The sequence below is a fragment of the Massilia consociata genome (genome assembly GCF_042432755.1).
GTDB classification, from domain to species: Bacteria; Pseudomonadota; Gammaproteobacteria; order Burkholderiales; family Burkholderiaceae_D; genus Telluria; species Telluria consociata.
In genome coordinates, this window is record NZ_JBHLWP010000016.1 from 1 (window position 1) to 18,432 (window position 18,432).

The window sequence follows — 18,432 nt, forward strand, 5'->3', positions numbered from 1 at the left end:
AGAAAGGCTGGTTAGCCTTCTGAAAGACGAACGGCCCGGCCGCAAATGCGACCGGGCCGTCAAGGCAACGCCGAAGCGTTATGCTGTCCGGAAGGTCAAGAAGCTACCTTAACTGAACGGCATTACACCTTCCGGTGGCGTTTTTATTTTGCGCGAACGAAACGTCCTTTACTTTCGCTGGGACGCCGACTTGTCGCGCGCCACCCGGAACTCGGAATCGCGCGACCAGTTCGGCCAGGCGGTCGAGTTGGCCAGCTCGGAACCCACGGCGTAGAGCAGCTCCAGGTCGCGTGCCATGCCGGTGAAGGTCCAGGCGGGGTCGAATTCGTCCGACGGCTGGTGATAGCTCTTCTCGGTGTAGGCCGCTTCAGCCGCCATGCCCGCCTGGGTGCCGCCATCGATCCAGTCCTTGCCGGAGCCGAAGGAAATCGCCGGCACGCCGCGCTTGGCGAACGGGAAGTGGTCGGAACGGAAGAAGTAGCCCGCTTCCGGCTTCGGATCCGGCGAATAACGCATGTCCCACTGCTTGGCCTTGGCCACCAGGCGGTCCAGCAGATCGAGCTTGGCGCTGCCCGAGATGGTGAAGTCGCGCGCGGGGCCGCGCGGGTCGAGCGCGTCCATGTTGATCACACCCACCGTCGAGGCCAGCGGATACAGGGGATTCGAAGCGTAGTATTCGGAACCGAGCAGCCCCTTTTCTTCCGCGGTCACGGCCAGGAACACGACGCTGCGCTGCGGCGCCGGCTGCTTGCCGTAGACGCGTGCCAGTTCCAGCATCGCGGCGATGCCGGTCGCGTTGTCGATCGCACCGTTGTAGATCTTGTCGCCGGTGGCGTCAGGCTGGCCGACGCCGAGATGGTCCCAGTGGCCGCTGTAGATCACGACCTGCTTCGGCTGCTTGCTGCCTTCGCGAATGGCAACCACGTTCTTCGAGGTGACGACCTGGGACTCCGTCGCGTAGTCGGCCGACAAGCTCACGCCTTTCAACTCGACCGGCTTGAAAGCACGGGTTTGCGCCTGCTTCTTGAGCGCCTCGAAATCCAGGCCGGCCGCCTTGAACATGCCGGCCGCGATATCGCGCTGGATCCACGCTTCCATCGGCGCATGCGAGTTGCGCGGCTCCTTGCGCACCACGTCGTACATCACATTGGTATTCGAGTTCTGCACCGTCGCCCAGCCGTAGGAGGCAGGCGCGGTTTCGTGCACGATGATGGTGCCGAGCGCGCCGCGGCGCGCCATCTCTTCGTATTTATAGGTCCAGCGGCCGTAGTAGGTCATCGCCTTGCCGCCGAACTCGCCCTGTCCGGTCTCGAAATCCGGGTCGTTGATCAGGACCACCGCCAGTTTGCCTTTCAGGTCGACGCCCTTGAAGTCGTCCCACTTGCGTTCCGGCGCGGTCACGCCGTAGCCGACGAAGACCAGCGGCGCGTTCTTGAAGGATACCTGCTTGAGGCCGCTCATCGAGGCGCGCACGGCCATGTCCGGTCCCTGTGCGAGCTCGCGGCTGGCGCCGCCCTCGGTCAGGGTCAGCTTCACCGGCCCCTTGATCTCGAAACGGCCGAGCGGCACGTCCTGGGTCCAGGCGCGCTTGCCGCCGACCAGGTCGCCGCCCGGCTGCATGCCGGCGGCCTTGAATTGTTGCACCAAGTAATCGACCGTCTTGGTTTCGCCGGCCGTATTCGGGCTGCGGCCTTCGAATTCATCCGAGGACAATACTTTCACGTCCTGCGCCAGGCGCTTGGGGTCGAAACGGGGCCCTTCGGCGGCATGCGCGGTCGCCACGGCAAGGCCCAGCAGTACAAGGGTAGCGTTCTTCAATGCGTGTCTCCTACGTAGTAATAGATAGTAAGAAATAGATGGCAAGACAATTACAGTAGCACAGGTCGCGGCTTGCGGACAGCCTCTCCCGGACGGCCGCCTCATGCCAGGGGTGCGAAGATCGCCTGCAGGTCATCTGCGCCGATGGCGGGCGACAAGCCGCCTTCGGCATCGAGCAAGCCGTTCGCCAGCTCGCCCTTGCGGCGCTGCATGTCCTGGATTTTTTCCTCGAGCGTGCCGCGCGCGATCAGCTTGTAGACGAACACCGGCTGCTCCTGGCCGATGCGCCAGGCACGGTCGGTGGCCTGGTTTTCGCTGGCCGGATTCCACCACGGGTCGTAGTGGATGACGGTGTCGGCCGCCGTGAGATTGAGCCCGACGCCGCCGGCCTTCAGGCTGATCAGGAACACCCCGGCCTGCCCGTGCTGGAAGGCCGCGATCGGGGTGGCGCGGTCGGCCGTATCACCGGTAAGCACGACAAACTCGACGGCACGCGCGCGCAATTCCTCCGCGATCAGCGCAAGCATGCTGGTGAACTGCGAAAAGACCAGGATCTTGCGCCCCTCGCTCAGCAAGGTTTCCAGCAGCTCCATCAACACACCCAGCTTCGCCGAATCGACGGTACCGCTTCCGGTCTTGAGCAGGCGCGGGTCGCAGCATACCTGGCGCAGCTTGAGCAAGGCATCGAGGATCACGATCTGGCTGCGCGCGATTCCCTTGCGGCCGATCTCGTCGCGTACCTTGCGGTCCATCGCCAGCCGCACGGTTTCGTACAGGTCGCGCTGGGCCCCGCCGAACTCGACCGGCAACACGATCTCCGTCTTCGGCGGCAGCTCGGTCGCCACCTTGTCCTTGGTGCGCCTCAGCATGAACGGTTTTACCCGCCGCGCCAGCAAGTCCCTGCGCATGCTGTCGCCCTGTTGTTCGATCGGCTTGCGGAACCCGGCGTTGAAGGCTTTTTCCTCGCCCAGCAGTCCCGGCATCAGGAAGTGGAATTGCGACCACAACTCGCCCAGGTGGTTCTGCACCGGCGTGCCGGTCAGGCAAAGACGATGCCGGGCATCGAGCAAGCGGGCGGCCTGGGCCGCCTTGGAGCGGCTGTTCTTGATGTATTGCGCCTCGTCCAGGATCAGCAGGTGGTAGCGATGCCGGCGCAGCGCCGCTTCGTCGCGCGCCAGCAGCGGGTAGGTGGTCAGTACCAGGTCGGCGTCGTCGATCCGGTCGAACTGTGCCGCTCGCTCCTTGCCGTGCAGGAGCAGCACCCGCAGTCCCGGAGCGAACCGGGCGGCCTCGTCCTGCCAGTTGCCCATCAGGCTGGTGGGCGCCACCACCAGCGCCGGCGCATCGAGCCGCCCCGTTTCCTTTTCGACCAGGATGTGGGCCAGGGTCTGGATGGTCTTGCCCAGGCCCATGTCGTCGGCCAGAATGCCGCCGAAACCGTACTCGCGCAGGAACTGCATCCAGGCCAGCCCGGCCTGCTGGTAGGGACGCAGCGTCGCCTGCAGGCCGGCCGGCGCGCCGACCTCCCGGATGCCCTGGAAGTCATCCAGCTTGCGGCCCAGTTCGCGCAGGCGCTCGCCACCCATCCAGCGCAGCTGCGCCGCCCCCTCCAGCTCGGCAAGCCGGGCCGCATCCATGACCGGCAACCGCAGCGCCTCGCCGATACGGTCGCTGAAGTACAGCTCGCCCAGGGTGGCCAGGATCGGCTTGACCCGCCCCCACGGCAAGGCAACGCGCGTCAGGTCCGGCAAGTCGACCAGGAGGGCATCCTCGTCGTCGTGGGCCGCCAGGGCAGCGGCATCGAAATCCCGGGGTGCCTCGCGTATCATTTCCAGAAGCAAGGGCAGCAGGGAATGGCGCCGACCATCGACCAGCACCCCGAGTTCGAGCGCGAACCAGGCCCCCGCCCCTTCGCCTTCTTCATTCAGTTCGGCGTACCATTCCTGCGCTTCCAGCAGATCGTAGCGGTAGCTGGCGCCGAACTCGAGCCTCCAGCCGGCGGCGCGCAGGCGCGCCGCGCCGTGTCGGGCGAAATCCACCCACGCCGCATCGGTTGGCAACACCAGTGCGCCAGGCAATTGCGCCAGGACGGCGTCCACGCCTGGCGCGGCGAAGCCGAGGGCGCCAAGCGCCGCCTGCGCCGCCGCCTCCGCCCCGGCATTGCGCGCGATGAGCTCGATCGTGCTCCCTTCCACCCTGCGCAGCTCCGACTCGGCTCCGCCGGCCAGCATGCCGTCGTAATCGAAGAACAGCACGGCATGATCGTGCCACTGCAGCCTGCCGCGTACGGACACCGGCAGGCTGTCCAGGGCCAGCAAGGGAGTCGGCAGGACGTCGTTGCGGTGGCGGGTCGGCATTGCCAGCGGCGGCGGCAGCAGATGGTCCAGGCCCAGTGCCACCGAACGCTCGGCCATGACCGTACGCTGCCGCTCCGCCAGCCGCGGCGCTTGCCGCACCAGGTTCTGCAGGCGTTCCAGCGGCACCGCCGCGAGCTGCTGGGGCAGCACGAGTTCGCCCAGCAGCCCATTTGCCAGGTAGTGCACCGGCTCGGTTGCCAGCACGTGGCCGAGCACCTCACCATCGTCGAAACGCCAGCGCAACCGGACCGATCCGTCGCCGGTATCTTCCGCATGCCAGCCAAGTTCCGCGCGCCGCGACGGCCCCGCATGGACCTGCAACAGTTCGCCGCGCCGCAGATCGGTCAGCGCTGCGCTCCACCACAAGCGGCCTGCGGCGCTCAACTGATTCAGCAGGCGCGCGCCAAGCCGGCCGACGGGCAGGACCTCTTGCCGGTAGATACTGCCTGTCTGCAACGCCGCGAAGAGCCGAATCAGCTCTTCGTCTTCGGACTGGACATAGGCCGGCATCGACGCAAGCAAACGAAAGGTGTCGTTATGGACGGTCGCGCCGCCGATGCTGCCATCCTTGCGCAAGCGTGCCTTGCACAGGTACAAGTACACCATGTCATTGTTGCGATTGGGTATCAGGACATAAATGAGGCGCTCTTTCGGGGGCGGCGGCGCGCCGATCGGCATGATGGACTGCAAGGAGGCAAACTGTCGCAGCCAGAGCTCGGCCGCCGGCGGCAATCCATCCGTGGCATCGGCCTCGAATGCCTGCAGCCCGGCCAGGAGCACGGCCACGACATGCTTGCAGTCTGCCTCCATCGGACAACTGCATTCGCTGTCGAAACGAACGCCATGGCGGCCGGCCTCGACGACAATCGTTTGTTGGTAAACATTGTTCTGGCTACCCTCGACTTCGCCCTCGATCACGTTGTCGAAGAACTCGACGTTGATGACCATGTCCTCCCGGGCATAGCGCTCCCCGCGCGCGAAGGTAGTGGGGTCGAACTGGCGGACGATGTCCTCGAGAGTGAAATACATATACGTGTCGAGTGCGGCAAGTAAGAAGCGGCACGCATTATCGCCGATGCCGACCGGGCCCTGGCGCACCGCCGGTTCGGCGTTCGCGTCGTCTGCGCCATCACGGCATCTGCGCGCAAGCGGATCTGCTTGATTTCCGCGCACGGGGCACTAGGCTGGAGACAGCGGCACGCCGCAGCGGGCCACCCGGCTCCGCCGGCCGCGCCGCTCACCGAGGAGAGGCCATGGACACGCAGGACAACAAGCGCCTGGTGCTGGAGGGGTACGAGCTGTTCAAGAAAGGCGACATCGCCAGTTTGCTCGAGCGCTGCCACGACGATGCCGTCTGGAGCGGGCCGGATTCGGACATCGTGCCCTACGCCGGCGACTATCACGGCAAGCATGAGATCGCCCGCTTCTTTCAGAAGCTGGACAAGGCCTCGGCCGCCACCCGTTTCGAGATCCGGGAATGCATCGCCGAAGGCGACAAGGTGGTGGTCATCGGCGAAGCCACCTGGATGGTGCGGGCCAGCGGACGCAGCTATGACAGCCCGTGGGCCCACGTGTTCACGCTACGCGACGGCAAGGTGGCGCGGTTCGAGACCATCTACGATATTGCGGCGGCGGAACGGGCATTCGGCGCCGACTGCACGATCGCCGCGCCCACGGCGGCGCTGCATCATTGAGTCGGGTGTAAAAGAAGAATGCCACCCGGAGGTTCATGCGAGCAAGCAACGACAATCGTAGGGTGGAGCCGCCCACCCTACGATTCTCGCTAAGTCCGCCCTGTTCGCGGTCGGTCAATGCAGCACCTCCGGCGGCCGCTTGAAGATCACCGCTTCGAGGTACTCGGCCGGCACCACCAGCGAAGCGTCGCCCGCCGTGTTGTAGCGATCGAGCATGGCCGCCAGGTCCTGTTCCAGCGCCTGGCGGCCGGCCTCGTCGAGCGCGCCGAAGGCCTTGTGCACCGGGCCGTAGTAGTCGCGGAAGATCTGGATCCAGTGCCGGGTCGAGGCGTAGCGCATGTTGAAGATCCTGCGCTCGGCGCGGATGCTGGCGGCCTCATGGCCGAACAGCTGGCGCAGGTAGTCTTCGGTGCCCCATAACGACGGCGGCGACAACCCGGCCGGCGGGGGCACGTGCCTGCCGACCGTCTTGAACAACTGGCCGATGAAGCCGTCCGGGGTCCAGCTGGCGATGCCAATGCGCCCGCCCGCGCGCACCACCCGCAGCATCTCGCCGGCGCAGCGGGCGTGCTCCGGCGTGAACATCACGCCGAAGGTGGACAGCGCGACGTCGAAGCTGCCGTCCTGGAAGGGCAGCGCCTCGGCATCGGCTTCCCGGAAATCGACGCTCAAACCTTCGGCCTCTGCCCGCATGCGGCCTTTTTCGAGCAGGGCCGGCACGTAGTCGGTCGAGGTCACGCGTGCAAACCGGCGCGCCGCGGCCAGCGTGGCGTTGCCATTGCCAGCGGCGATGTCGATGACGCGTTCGCCGGCGTGGATATCGACCGCCTCGGCAAGCGACTCGCCGACGATCTGCAGGGTCACCCCGATCACCGCGAAGTTGCCGCTGGCCCAGGTGGCCTGCTGGCGCTGCTTGATCGCGGCATAGTCGGGGACAGTGGCGTCCGGCGCCTGGCGCGGCGCCGGGGTGGAAGCAACAGGTTGGTTCATGACAGCTCTCCTCGGGAATGTCCTTGAGGACAAGTACCCATTGGACAAGCAGCACGCAAAAAAGGTCGCCTGCGCCAGATGTTTAGAGCGCGTCCGCCGCGGCCTGCGTGCCGGCCACGCGCTGCGGCGCCGGCGCCGGGCAGATCCGGTTGCGGCCGCCCTGCTTCGCTTCGTACAGCATGGCGTCGGCGCGCAGGAACAGTTCGTTCTCGCTCCGGCAAGCGGGATAGGCGGCCATGCCGCCGCTGAAGGAAAAGTGTCGTACTTCGCCCGGCTTGACCTCGAACGGGATGGCACCGAAAGCCTGGCGCATGGCGTCGAGGCGGCCCCAGCCCTGCTCGAGCGTGCAGTTCCAGAACACCAGGACGAATTCCTCGCCGCCGAAGCGGCTCAGCAGGTCGCCTTCGGCCAGCTGCGCGCCCAGCGCCAGCGACAGGCGCTTGATGACGATGTCGCCGAAATGGTGGCCCCAGGTGTCGTTGATGGTCTTGAACTTGTCGATGTCGAGCACGCCGAAGGCAAGCGGCCGCTCCTCGCGCGCGGCCTGGCGGATCAGTTCCTGGGCCTTGCGCTGCAGGCCCACCTTGTTGAGCAGGCCGGTGGCGCGGTCCTTGCCGATCAGGTCCTTGTTGACGCGGATTTTGTTGGCGCGGTTGACCAGTTGCGGCGCCAGCAGGCCGGGCGTCCCGGCCGGCAGCACGGCGTCGAAGCCGCTCGCCAGTGCGTTCATGGACAGTGCATCGTCTGGCCGGCATTGCGCCAGCACCACCTCGCGCACCGGATCGGCTTCGATGTTCTTCTTCAGCACCCGCACCAGGGCTTCGGTGCGCCGGTACTCGGCGTCGGTCACGAGCACGATGTCGGGCTGCACTTCCTTGACGCGCACGTGCAGGGTCTGGGCATCGGCATGAGGGATGAGTTCGATGCGCTGGCGCAGCAGCGCGTCCGGATCCAGTCCAGGGGCGTCGCCCAGCACCATCATGCGTACCAGGTCGCCGCGCTTCTGCTGCACGAACAGGTTGAACAGCTTGTCGACCAACACATCGTTGGCGATCGGCTTTTCGGCATAGGCCAGGCAGTTGCTGTCGACCAGGCGCTGCTGCAGCAGGAAGCGGCCGCCCTGGCGTGCGCTTTGCAGGTAGACGTAGCTGTGGTCGCCCGGCAGGCGCTGCAGCAGTTCGCCCAGCATCAGGGTCTTGCGGCTGTCCTGCATGTCGGATTGCATGTTGTGCAGGGCGTCGAGGTCGATCACGTAGAGATTGCCCTCGTCGTCGCGGGCGACGGCCTCGACAAAGCGGCTCAGCTCGTCGAAAAACAGGATGTCGAAGTCGTACTTGTGGGCGTGCAGCAGCAGTTCGGCCCGGTTGTCCTTGATGAAGAAACTCTGCGATAACAGCAGGACGTGATTCCTGTAGAGCGGCGTGCCACTAGTCATGTTTCGTCAATCCCTGTACAAGTCAGGCCGGTCGTGCTGCCACTGCACAGCCGGGGCTGCCATCCATTGTGGGGTGGGCGGCGGGGAAAAGCAACAAATCCGAAGTCCGATAAAAAGCGGGCCGGCAAGAAAAAGGCCGGGCCTGCACGCGACAGGCCCGGCCCGGCATTCGCGCGCAGCCGCCGTGGCGGCTGCGCCGGTACCGATTACAGCGCGTGGATGGGTTCCGGACGCGCGTTCAGGAACATCGGCAGCGGATCAGTGGTGTCGACTTCGACCACCGTGGTGCCGACGGTCGTGGTGCCGCTCTTGTAGGTCACGACGCCCATGTGGCGGGTGCCGACCGCGAGGTCCGACCAGCTCATGCCGACGGTAGCGGTGCCGCCCGCGACCACGCGGCCCGGTGCGGTAACCTTGAAGTTGCCACCGGCCGATGCCGGGGTGACGATCCACGACGACAGCTTGTAGCTGTCGGCGCCATTCTTCGGCGCGTAGCCGATCACGCAGACGCGGTAGTTGCCCGCGGCCGGGTTGGCCAGCTGGATGTTCTCGTTCGAGGTCATGTTGCCGCTGGTGGTCACCGACGCCCAGGCATTGGTGCTCGGGTTCTGGCGCATCAGCTGCAGGTCGAGGTCGCTAGCGCCATTGCCCGAGGTTTCTTCGTCGAACAGGGCGAAGCGCGCCAGCTGGGTACCGGCCGGCACCGTGAAGTTGTGGGCATTGACACCGGTGCCGCCGCCGGCGGCGCAGGCCGCGGTGGTGGCGGCCGACGCGAGGTTCGGCGCCTGCAGCACGGTCTGCGCGTCGCGGGTGGCCGGGATCAGGCCAGCCTTGGCCACGGTCATCGAGCCGCCGAAGCCGGTGCCGACGGTGACGAACTTGCTGCCGGTGACCGCTTCGCTGCTCACCTGCGCAACCGTCACCAGCGACGAAGCGCGTGCCGTCAGCGGGCTGCGCACGACGTGGCCGGCGCCATCGTTCCAGGTCAGCCTGCCGTACACCCAGGTGTTGAACGGTGCGGTGGTACGGGTCAGCTTGACGGTGAAGTCGGCCTTGTCCCCTGGATTCAGGGTCAGCGAAGCCGGCTCGACCACGACATTGAAGCCATTCAGGGTGGCGGTCGGGGTGTAGGTCGCGGCGGTTGCGCCGACATTGGTCACGGTGCGCTTCAGGGTCTGCACGCCCAGCACGTCGGCGGCGGTCAGCGAGGCCAGGTTCAGGTCATAGGCCGGGATCGCACCAAAGCTGGCGCAGGCTGCCGACGACGGGTTGAGCACGGCGGCACCGCACATGAAGCGGATGTAGTCCGGCAGGCCGGCGTCATACACCAGGCCCGGATCGTCGGCCTTGGTCGGGCTGACATGGCCGGCGCCCTGGCCCCACGGCAGGTTGCCGTTGAAGCGCGCGCTGCTGTCCCAGCCGACGATGCCGTTCTGGGTGTCGCCGAAGACGTCGAAGGCCGTCGTCATCATTGCCGACTTGATCATGGCCGGGGTCCAGTCCGGGTGGCGCTGCTTGAGCAGCGCGGCGATACCGGCCACGTGCGGCGAGGCCATCGAGGTGCCGCTGTAGAAGGCGAAGTCGCTCTTCGGCGACACGCCGCCGGCGGCGACCGCGTCGCGCTGGTCGCGGGTCAGGTCGGCGGTGACGGCAGCCAGGATGTCGCTGCCGGGGGCCGCGACGTCCGGCTTCAGGATGTTGGCATTGGCTACGTTCGGGCCGCGCGAGGAGCTTGCGCTCATCATCGGCGCGTTGACGGTCGGGTCGAGGATGCCGCGCAGGTTGCCCATCGAGGCGCTGGCGGACGGATTGGCCGCCATGTAGGCCTTGAGCTTGTCGCCATCGGCCTGGGCCAGGTGCACGGTCGAGACCGTGTGCGCCTGGTTGATGATGGTATTGGCGCCGCCTGCCACGTTGGCGATGATCACGCCTACTGCACCGGCGTTCTTGCCGTTGGCACTCTTGTTGACCAGCACGTTGTCGCCGCGGTCGCATACCAGGATCTTGCCGGCCACCTTGGCCGGATCGAGGTAGACCGGGGTCGCCGCGCCGTCGGCCTTGCCGAAGCAGCGGTTCAGGCTGACGTTGTTCGGGTCGATGCCCGGCATGGCTGCGTCGCGTGCACGGATCAGCTGGGTCGGCTCGTTCTTGGCGTTGCCGGAAGCACCGGTGAGGACCACGCCGTCGCCGAGCACGACATCGCCGGCATACAGACGGTTGTGGGTCGCGTTGCCGACCGAGGTCAGCCAGGGGCTGAGGTGGGCGGTCGGGGTGACGCGGGTCGCGCCGGGACCGCCGTTACCGGCCGAGGTCGCCACGAAGACACCGGCTGACGAGGCGCCCAGGAAGGCTTGTTCCGTCGCTTCCGAGAAGGTGCCGCCGCCGGCGTTCGGTCCGATCGAGAAGTTGATGACGTTCACGCCGTCCTTCACGGCCTGTTCGATCGCAGCCACGCTGTTCGAGGTTGCGCAGCCGTTGGAGCCGGCGGCGCTGGTCCAGCAGACCTTGTAGGCGGCGATGCGGGCGCGCGGCGCCACGCCGCTGATCTTGCCCAGGCTCACGCCGTTGGTGAGTGCCGGCGAATTGGCATTGCCGCCGGCGGTGCTGGCGACGTGGGTGCCGTGGCCGCCCGAGCCTTCGGTACCGGCGACCGAGTCGCGGGCCGAGGAGAATTCCGTCCAGTGCAGGGTCTGGGTCGGCGTCTTGAAGTAGCGGGCGCCGATCAGCTTGTTGTTGCAGTTCGTTGCCGCGAAGCCTTCGCCTTCATCGCAGGCGCCCTTCCAGTTGGCCGGCGGCGCGCCATAGACCTGCTGGTCGCCGGTATGGCTCGGGGTGCCGGTGGCGGAATCGACGCGGTCGGCGAAGCTGGCGTGCTCCGGCCAGATGCCGCTGTCGACGATACCGATGATCATGTCTTCACCGGCTGCTCCCTGGCCGCCGAGCTTGGACCACAGTCCGCCCGGGGCGTCCAGGCCGAGGAAGCCCGGGGTATAGCTGGTGTCGAGCTGCAGGATCGAGTCGGCCGTGATGGCCTGCACGGCGCTGTTCTTCTTCAGCGCGCGCACTTCGTCGTCGGTCAGCATGGCCGAGAAGCCGTTGAACACGACACTGTATTCGTTGGTGATCGGGGCGCCGCTGATGGTGCTCATCACGTCGGCTTTCTTGGCATCGAGGTAGCCGATGTAGGCCTGGACGGCGGCAGCGTCGACGTTCAGGCGCTGGCCCGCGGCCGGCTTGGTGGCCTGCAGTCCGGCGACGTCGCCGGTATAGGTGGCGACCGGCTTGTCGGCCAGCTGGATGATGTAGGAACGGCGTTCGCCGTCGGCCTGGGCGGCGCTGGCGGCCAGCAGGGACAGCGACAGCAGGACGGCGGAAGTGATCGGACGGAGTTTCATGTTGTTGGTCTCCAGGCGCTCAGGCGTTGATAGTGGCAGCGGCGGCGGCAGCGGCAGCGGTTTTGCGGCGGCGCAGCGCGAGCGCGCCCATGCCGAGGCCGATCAGGGCCATGGTGCCCGGCTCCGGCACTTCGCCCAGGTCGATGTTGTCCAAGGCAAATTGAGCCTGATTGACGAAGGGGCTGTCGTCGTCCGGGACGATGCAGCTGGTGCCGTCGTTGACGCAGGCGCGCATGCTCAGGCTGGTCAGGGTCTCTTTCAGGAAATCGGCCGGCAGGACCGAACGGCCGAAGGTCGGCTTGCCGTCGCCGTTCACGGGCGGCAGGTCGAGTGCGGTACTGAGGATGGCGCCGGCCTGGGTGGTCGCGCTCAAGAGCAGCTGGCCATACGAACCCGGGGCCAGGTTGCCGATCGGCGCCAGGAACGCGAAGTCGAAGCCACGCAGCGTGAAGGTCGACCAGATGCCGAGGCGGCTGATTTCCACGCTGCCGTCGTTGATGCCGAAATAGACCAGGCTGTTGTTACCGACCGGGCAAGCGGCGAGCTCGCAGGTGTTCGGATCGAGGCTGTTGCCGATCCCGCCCGCGCCGGAAGTGCCTCCCGGGCCGGCATAGTCGAGGACCTTGAGCTGGAAGCCGTTTTCCACGATCACGTCCCCACCGTTGAGGGCAGATGGCAATTGGCTTTCGAAATTCATGACCGCGGCTGCAGCCGGCGCCGAACCGAGCAGCGCAAGCGAGCCGGCCATGGCCAATGCAACTTTGGTGAGCCCGAGCCGGGCACGGGAGGAACGCGTCTGGATATGTTTCGTCATTGTTGTTTTCCGCCTTGTGGGTTAGTAACGATGCGCTGTCGTCGATGAACTTCGCTGCTATTTATTCAACGAAAGTGTCTTAAACTATATCAAGAGAAATAATTCTTTTTCAAAAAATTGCACTAAATAAAATTTTTCTTTTAAATAACTAAACAGAAGAAAAGATGGTTTCCTCTATGAAAAATCCAAAAAAGCACCCCAGCTACACGTAGTTTTTTTTCTACATTTTTTTACAAATGGAAAAATTACTGGACAAGCAGCTGGCTTGCTGATAATTTTTCTTAATGTTTTCTTAACAGAAATTTTCATTGCAGGTTGCCAATAAAATAAACGGCGCGATGTGCATTGCCCAAGCCAGGCAAAGTAAAGGAAGCTGAGTCATCGCAAGCCGGAATCGTCGTTTTCACCATCCCCGAACTCCACCTTCTCAATCGAGTCCAAGGCAGATCGCCAGGGGCGCGATTGACGCTCGCATGCGTGGGAGGGGAAGCGATGACATCCGTACGTATCCTGTCAGCGGCCGGTATGGCGGCGCTGGCACTTGTTGCCGCTGCAGCCGCGGCGATTGCAGAGGCGGTAGCGGAAAATGCGCCCGCGCGCGCTGCGCAAGCCCCGGCCGAACCTGCCTTCGACCCCCTGTTCGCTCCTGGCGCCGCCTGTGCGCCGGCGCGCGCGGGCCGGCCGCCGCTGCTGGACCGCCTGGTCCTGGCGCAGGCCGAGACCGCACCATTCAAGCCCGGCCAGGCCCTGCCGCCGCCCGTAGGCGGCAGGGCGCCGGCAGACGGCAGGGATGCCCTGCCACCGCTCTACGACAATCTCGGCAGCCTGCACGTCCCGGTCACCACCGGCAATCCGAAGGCCCAGGCCTATTTCGACCAGGGCATGCGGCTGGCCTTCAGCTTCAACCATGCCGAGGCGGCGCGCGCATTCCGGGCGGCACAGCAACTCGACCCGGACTGTGCCATGTGCTACTGGGGAGAAGCGCTGGTGCTCGGGCCGAACATCAATGCGCCGATGTTCCCGTCGGCAGTCGCCCCGGCTTCCGCGGCAGCGGCAAAAGCCGTGGCGCTTGCCGGCAAGACCACGCCACCGGAGCAGGCCCTGATCCGTGCCGTTTCCAGGCGCTACCTGCCGCAGCCGCCGGCCGACCGCGCGCCGCTCGACAAGGCCTATGCCGATGCGATGGCCGAGGCGGCGCGCGCCTTCCCGAACAACGACACCATCCAGGTGCTGTTCGCGGAGTCGCTGATGGACCTGTCGCCGTGGGATTACTGGCAGGCCGGCGGCGCGCAGCCGAAACACCGCACCGCCGAGATGCTGCATGCCCTCGAGCGCGTACTCGAGCGCAATCCCAGCCATCCGGGCGCGGCGCATTACTACATCCATGCGGTGGAAGCGTCCACGCATCCGGAACGGGCGCTGCCCGCGGCCCGGGTACTGGCGCGCCAGATCCCGGGCGCGGGCCACATCGTCCACATGCCCTCGCACATCTACTACCGGCTGGGCATGTACCGCGAGGCGCTGCAGTCGAACCTCGACGCCATCGCGGTCGACGAGCAGTACTTCGGCCGCTCGCCCAGCGATCCGGTGTACCGCGGCGCCTACTATCCGCACAATGTCCATTTCGTGATGGTGTCGGCCCTGATGGGCGGCGACGGCCGCACGGCGCTCGATGCCGCCGGCAAGCTCGATCGATCGATCAATCCTGAACTGCTGAAGGAATTTCCCAGCCTGCAGCCGGTGAAGGCCGCGCCCTACTTCTCGCACGTGCAGTTCAGCTCGCCCGACGTGCTGGTGCAGCTGCCCGACCCCGGTCCCGACTTCGTCCTGGTCAAGGCCATGTGGCATTACGCGCGGGCAGTGGGTTTTGCACGCAAGGGCATGCTTTCCGAAGGCAGGCAGGAAGTCGCGGCACTCGACCACATCGAGCGCAAGGCCGACTTCAAGCCGGTCGCAGACTGGGGCATTCCGGCGCGCGAGATCGTGCAGACCGCGCACGCGGTGGCACGCGGCCGCCTTGCCGATGCGGGTGGCAAGCTGCCCGAGGCGATTGCCGCCTACCGCGAAGCCATTGCCGTACAAGACAGGCTGCCCTACATGGAACCGCCCCACTGGTACTACCCGGTACGCCAGTCGCTCGGCGCGGCGCTGCTGCGCACCAACCAGCTCGATGCGGCCGAACAGGTGTTCCGGGATTCCCTGGCGCGCACTCCCAGCAACGGCTGGGCCTTGCGCGGCCTGATGGCGGTGTACCAGAAACGCGGCGACGCCCCGGCGCTGGCGGCGGCGCAGAAGCGCTTCGAGACGACGTGGCTGGGCGAGCCGGGCGGGCCGCCGCTCGCGCGCCTGTAACGCTGCTGTCGGACAAGCCTGTTGCGTCGGCTGTAGCGGCTTGTTACAGTCGGGCGCTATGCAAGCGCGGAGCCCGCTGCTATATTGGATGCGCCGGGGCCTGCTGAATGCCGCCCGCCTGGCCAACAGAACGCTGACCTGCCGGTCGGCGTTTTTGCTTTGTACCCGACTTTATTTCCTGTCAATTTCTCTTTGCCATGCCGATGCCTGTCCCATCGGCCGGCCCCGGCATTGCGCATGGGCGTCGTCGGCGACGAGGAACCCATCTTGCAATTGCACATGTTGAAATCGCACATGGTGACATCACCAATTCGTTCCCGCCGGATGGAACGGAGCGCGCCGGCACTCCTGTTCGCGCTTGCAGCCGCATGGCCTGGCCTGGCGGGAGCCGTTGCATCCCCGACCTATGGCGCCGAACAGCTGACCACCCTGATCAATGCCTACCGCGCCGCGCCGGGCGTCTGCGAGGGTCGCGCCGCCGCCCCGGCCACGCCGCTCGCGGCGCATCCTGCGCTGGCGCGCGTACGCATCGGCCCGGCGACCTTCATCGAATCGGCGCTCGAGCGCGTCGGCTATGCCGCCGAGCAGGCAGACGCGATCAGCGTGACCGGCCCGGAGAATGCGGCGGACGCCATGAAAGTGCTACAGGAAAAATATTGCAAGACACTGCTCAGCACCCGCTTCTCGGCGGTCGGCAGCTACCGCGACGGCAAGGAATGGACGGTGATCTTCGCACGTCCGGCGCCGCCGCTGCCGTCCGAGACCTTCCCTGACTGGAACGAGGCCGGCAAGGCCATCCTGGCCGGCGTGAACGCGGCGCGCGCCAGCGCGCGCAACTGCGGCAACCGGCAGTACCCGCCAGCGCCGCCGGTCAGCTGGAACCCGCAACTGGGCCAGGCCGCACTGGCCCACAGCCGCGACATGGCCGCGCGCCGCTACTTCAGCCACCGGGGCAAGGATGGCAGCATGGCGGCCGACCGGGCGGGTCGCGCCGGCTACCAGTGGCAGCGCGTCGGCGAGAACATCGCCTTCGGCCAGAGCTCACCCGAGGAAGCCGTCGCCGGCTGGCTCGACAGCCCGGGCCACTGCGCCAACATCATGAACCCGGGCTTCACGGAAATGGGCGCCGCCTATGGGGTCGCGGCGGAGCGCCGCGCCGGCATCGTTTACTGGACCCAGGTGTTCGGCCGACCGCGCTAGCCGCCGCTTTGCCGGTTGTCAGGCGGTCGATGCGCCACCGCCTCCCTGCTTACCGGGCGGCAGTGTCGCGCCGCTGCTCGGGTCGCCGCCTGCCACCGAAGTGCCGTGACCGGACGAGGTGCCGGTACCGGTACGGGTATCGTCCGCCGATGCGGCTTCTCCCATCGCATTGCCGCCGGCGGCCGAGGCGCCAGCTGCCGGGCTGCCGCCGCCACCGAACGAGCCACCCGGGGTGCCGGGCACGCCCTCGGCCGCATTCTGCTGGCGCATGCCGGCGCCGCCCGGCCCCTGGTTGCCCGATTGCGCAGCGGCTGCCGACGCATCGGTGCCGCCGGCCGCGCCGACGATCTCCGCTCCCGGCCGGGCCTGCCCCATCACCGGTTGCGCGCCGCCTTCGGCCAGCGTGTCGCTGCGCGTGACTTGCTGGGTGCCTTCCTGTGCGCCCTGCTGGTTCTGCTGGTTCTGCTGGTTCTGCTGGTTCTGCTGGTTCTGCTGGTTCTGCTGGTTCTGCTGGTTCTGCTGGTTTTGCTGGTTTTGCGTATCGCGTTGTTGGTCGGTCATGATGTCCTCCTGTTGAGCGTTCGCGTACTGGCTGGCCGGAAGCCCGGCCCATGCAGGGCATTCTGCCGAACTTCCCCGCACACGGGCGCGCATATCGGGCCCGATACCGGCCGCCAGCCGACCCCGGCCCTGCAGGTCCTGCCGTACCTCGCCCGACATCCTTCTGGGATAGACTGCTTTCTCCCAGTAGAAAGTCACTACAGGCAAACCATGCAACCACACCTCGGCCTCGTGTGCATTACCGCGTCGAAAGATGTCCGCTACCGTACGATCACGCGCAAGCGCCTGCTCGAGCACAGCCTCGACGTCCAGCGGAAACTGCTCGAAGACATTTATCGGGACAACATCCAGACCCTCGACAATGCCATGCGTTACTGCGAGGCCGAAGACATCAAGCTCTACCGCCTGCCCTCCTCGATCTTTCCCTTCGCCGACGAAGACATCGGCCGCGAAGTGCTGGCGCCCTTCGCCGCCACCCTGGGGCGCTCGGGCCGGCGCGCGCTCGAACGCGGCATCCGCCTGGTGATGCACCCGGACCAGTTCGTCGTGCTCAATTCCGATTCCGAAGCCGTGGTGGCGAACAGCGTCAAGATCCTGCAAATGCATGCCGACATCATGGACCTGCTCGACCAGCCACGCTCGCCCTGGGCCCTGCTGGAAATCCATGGCGGCAAGGGCAACCGCGCCGATGCGCTGGTCGAGCGCATCGCGGCGCTGCCCGATGCCATCCGCTGCCGCCTGGGCCTGGAAAACGACGAGTACGCCTACGGGGCCGAGGAGATCCACGCGATCTGCATGCGCGCCGGCGTGCCGATGGTGTTCGACGCCCACCACCACATCGTGCACGACAAGCTGTCGAGCTACGAGGACCCGAGCGTGGGCGCCATGCTCCTGAAGGCGCGCGAAACCTGGCGCGACCCTGCACACCAGCTGGTGCACATCTCGAACGGCCGCGACGGCTTCAACGACCGCCAGCATTCCGACCTGATCGGCGTGATGCCCTCGTGCTACCTCGCTGCGCCCTACATCGAGATCGAAGCCAAGCGCAAGGAAGAAGCGATCCGCGGCCTGCGCGGCTGGTCAAGGGCGGGTGTCGCCGCCGGTTAGCCGGTCAAGCGCCCCGGCCGGGGAGCACCCGTTCGAGCCAGGGCACGATAACGCCGGCGAGCGCACCGGGCGCCTCGATCGGCAGCATGTGGCCGCTGTCTTCGATCACGACCAGTTCGGAACCAGCAATGCCCGCGTGCAGTTCTTCGGACTCCTCGCGGCTGCGCAGGCGGTCCTGCCCTGCGGCGATGACCAGGGTCGGGCAGCGGATGGCGTGCAGCCGGCCGAGGTCGCTCGCGCGCTCCAGCATCGACTGGCGGCGGAACACCTCGCCGCCCAGGCGCACGCTCATCGCGCGCACGCGCTCGATCATGGCCTCGTTGTCGCGTTCCTTCGGATGCAGGGAGGTGGCGATCGCGACGCGGCTCAGGCCGGAGAACGAGACCGAAGGCGCGGCCTTGCCGACCCTGCCCCTGCTCTGCCGCAGCGCGGGCGAGTCGGGACGCGTCGAGGTGGCGATCAGGACCAGCGCCCGCACCCGCTCGGGCGCGAGGCGGACCATTTCCCGGGCAACATAACCACCCATCGAGAAACCGACCAGGATGAAGGTGTCGGGAGCGCCGGACAGGGCGCGCCGGGCCATCGCTTCGATGGTGGCGTCGTGACGCAGGTCGGCGTGCACCAGCGGCCCGAACTTGCCGAGCGGCCCAAGCACGTCGTCCCAGAGCGTCTCGTCGAGCATGTAGCCGGGTACGAGGAGGATAGACAT

The 18,432-nt window shown here is 66.4% G+C and carries 12 protein-coding genes; 4 read left to right on the forward strand and 8 right to left on the reverse strand.

The window, feature by feature from the left end:
• Positions 1-168: 168 nt before the first annotated feature.
• Both ACFFJK_RS17215 and ACFFJK_RS17220 read right to left on the reverse strand, forming a co-directional pair.
• Positions 169-1,818: a M28 family metallopeptidase gene (locus tag ACFFJK_RS17215; protein ID WP_379680751.1), complete on the reverse strand. Its 1,650-nt coding sequence runs from the start codon at positions 1,816-1,818 to the stop codon at positions 169-171.
• A gap of 101 nt (positions 1,819-1,919) precedes the next feature.
• Positions 1,920-5,204 (reverse strand): DEAD/DEAH box helicase, encoded by a 3,285-nt coding sequence (locus ACFFJK_RS17220; RefSeq protein ID WP_379680752.1) that lies wholly within the window; start codon positions 5,202-5,204, stop codon positions 1,920-1,922.
• A 224-nt stretch (positions 5,205-5,428) separates the two neighbouring features.
• On the opposite strand from ACFFJK_RS17220, the gene ACFFJK_RS17225 reads away from it, so the two are divergent.
• Positions 5,429-5,869, forward strand: a complete 441-nt coding sequence (locus tag ACFFJK_RS17225; RefSeq protein ID WP_379680754.1) for a nuclear transport factor 2 family protein — start codon at positions 5,429-5,431, stop codon at positions 5,867-5,869.
• A 114-nt stretch (positions 5,870-5,983) separates the two neighbouring features.
• Here ACFFJK_RS17225 and ACFFJK_RS17230 read toward each other — a convergent pair whose 3' ends face one another.
• The 4 genes from ACFFJK_RS17230 to ACFFJK_RS17245 form a co-directional block, all read right to left on the reverse strand.
• Positions 5,984-6,859 carry a class I SAM-dependent methyltransferase gene (locus ACFFJK_RS17230; RefSeq protein ID WP_379680755.1) on the reverse strand — a complete coding sequence of 292 codons (876 nt, stop codon included), beginning with the start codon at positions 6,857-6,859 and terminating at the stop codon, positions 5,984-5,986.
• A gap of 82 nt (positions 6,860-6,941) precedes the next feature.
• Positions 6,942-8,294, reverse strand: coding sequence for a GGDEF domain-containing protein (locus tag ACFFJK_RS17235; RefSeq protein WP_379680756.1), 1,353 nt, complete (start codon positions 8,292-8,294; stop codon positions 6,942-6,944).
• Positions 8,295-8,500: 206 nt separating this feature from the next.
• Positions 8,501-11,689, reverse strand: a complete 3,189-nt coding sequence (locus tag ACFFJK_RS17240; RefSeq protein WP_379680758.1) for a S8 family serine peptidase — start codon at positions 11,687-11,689, stop codon at positions 8,501-8,503.
• Positions 11,690-11,708: 19 nt separating this feature from the next.
• Complete coding sequence (locus tag ACFFJK_RS17245; protein ID WP_379680759.1) at positions 11,709-12,503, reverse strand: NF038120 family PEP-CTERM protein; 795 nt, start codon at positions 12,501-12,503, stop codon at positions 11,709-11,711.
• Between the two features lie 492 nt (positions 12,504-12,995).
• On the opposite strand from ACFFJK_RS17245, the gene ACFFJK_RS17250 reads away from it, so the two are divergent.
• A complete protein-coding gene (locus ACFFJK_RS17250) occupies positions 12,996-14,855 on the forward strand; it encodes a hypothetical protein (protein WP_379680761.1) in 1,860 nt (619 codons plus the stop codon).
• A gap of 324 nt (positions 14,856-15,179) precedes the next feature.
• A complete protein-coding gene (locus tag ACFFJK_RS17255; protein ID WP_379680762.1) occupies positions 15,180-16,055 on the forward strand; it encodes a CAP domain-containing protein in 876 nt (291 codons plus the stop codon).
• 18 nt (positions 16,056-16,073) lie between these two features.
• Here ACFFJK_RS17255 and ACFFJK_RS17260 read toward each other — a convergent pair whose 3' ends face one another.
• A complete protein-coding gene (locus tag ACFFJK_RS17260) occupies positions 16,074-16,616 on the reverse strand; it encodes a hypothetical protein (RefSeq protein WP_379680763.1) in 543 nt (180 codons plus the stop codon).
• A gap of 210 nt (positions 16,617-16,826) precedes the next feature.
• On the opposite strand from ACFFJK_RS17260, the gene uvsE reads away from it, so the two are divergent.
• Positions 16,827-17,723 carry a UV DNA damage repair endonuclease UvsE gene (gene uvsE, locus ACFFJK_RS17265; protein WP_379680765.1) on the forward strand — a complete coding sequence of 299 codons (897 nt, stop codon included), beginning with the start codon at positions 16,827-16,829 and terminating at the stop codon, positions 17,721-17,723.
• A 4-nt stretch (positions 17,724-17,727) separates the two neighbouring features.
• Here uvsE and ACFFJK_RS17270 read toward each other — a convergent pair whose 3' ends face one another.
• Positions 17,728-18,432 carry an alpha/beta fold hydrolase gene (locus ACFFJK_RS17270; protein ID WP_379680767.1) on the reverse strand — a complete coding sequence of 235 codons (705 nt, stop codon included), beginning with the start codon at positions 18,430-18,432 and terminating at the stop codon, positions 17,728-17,730.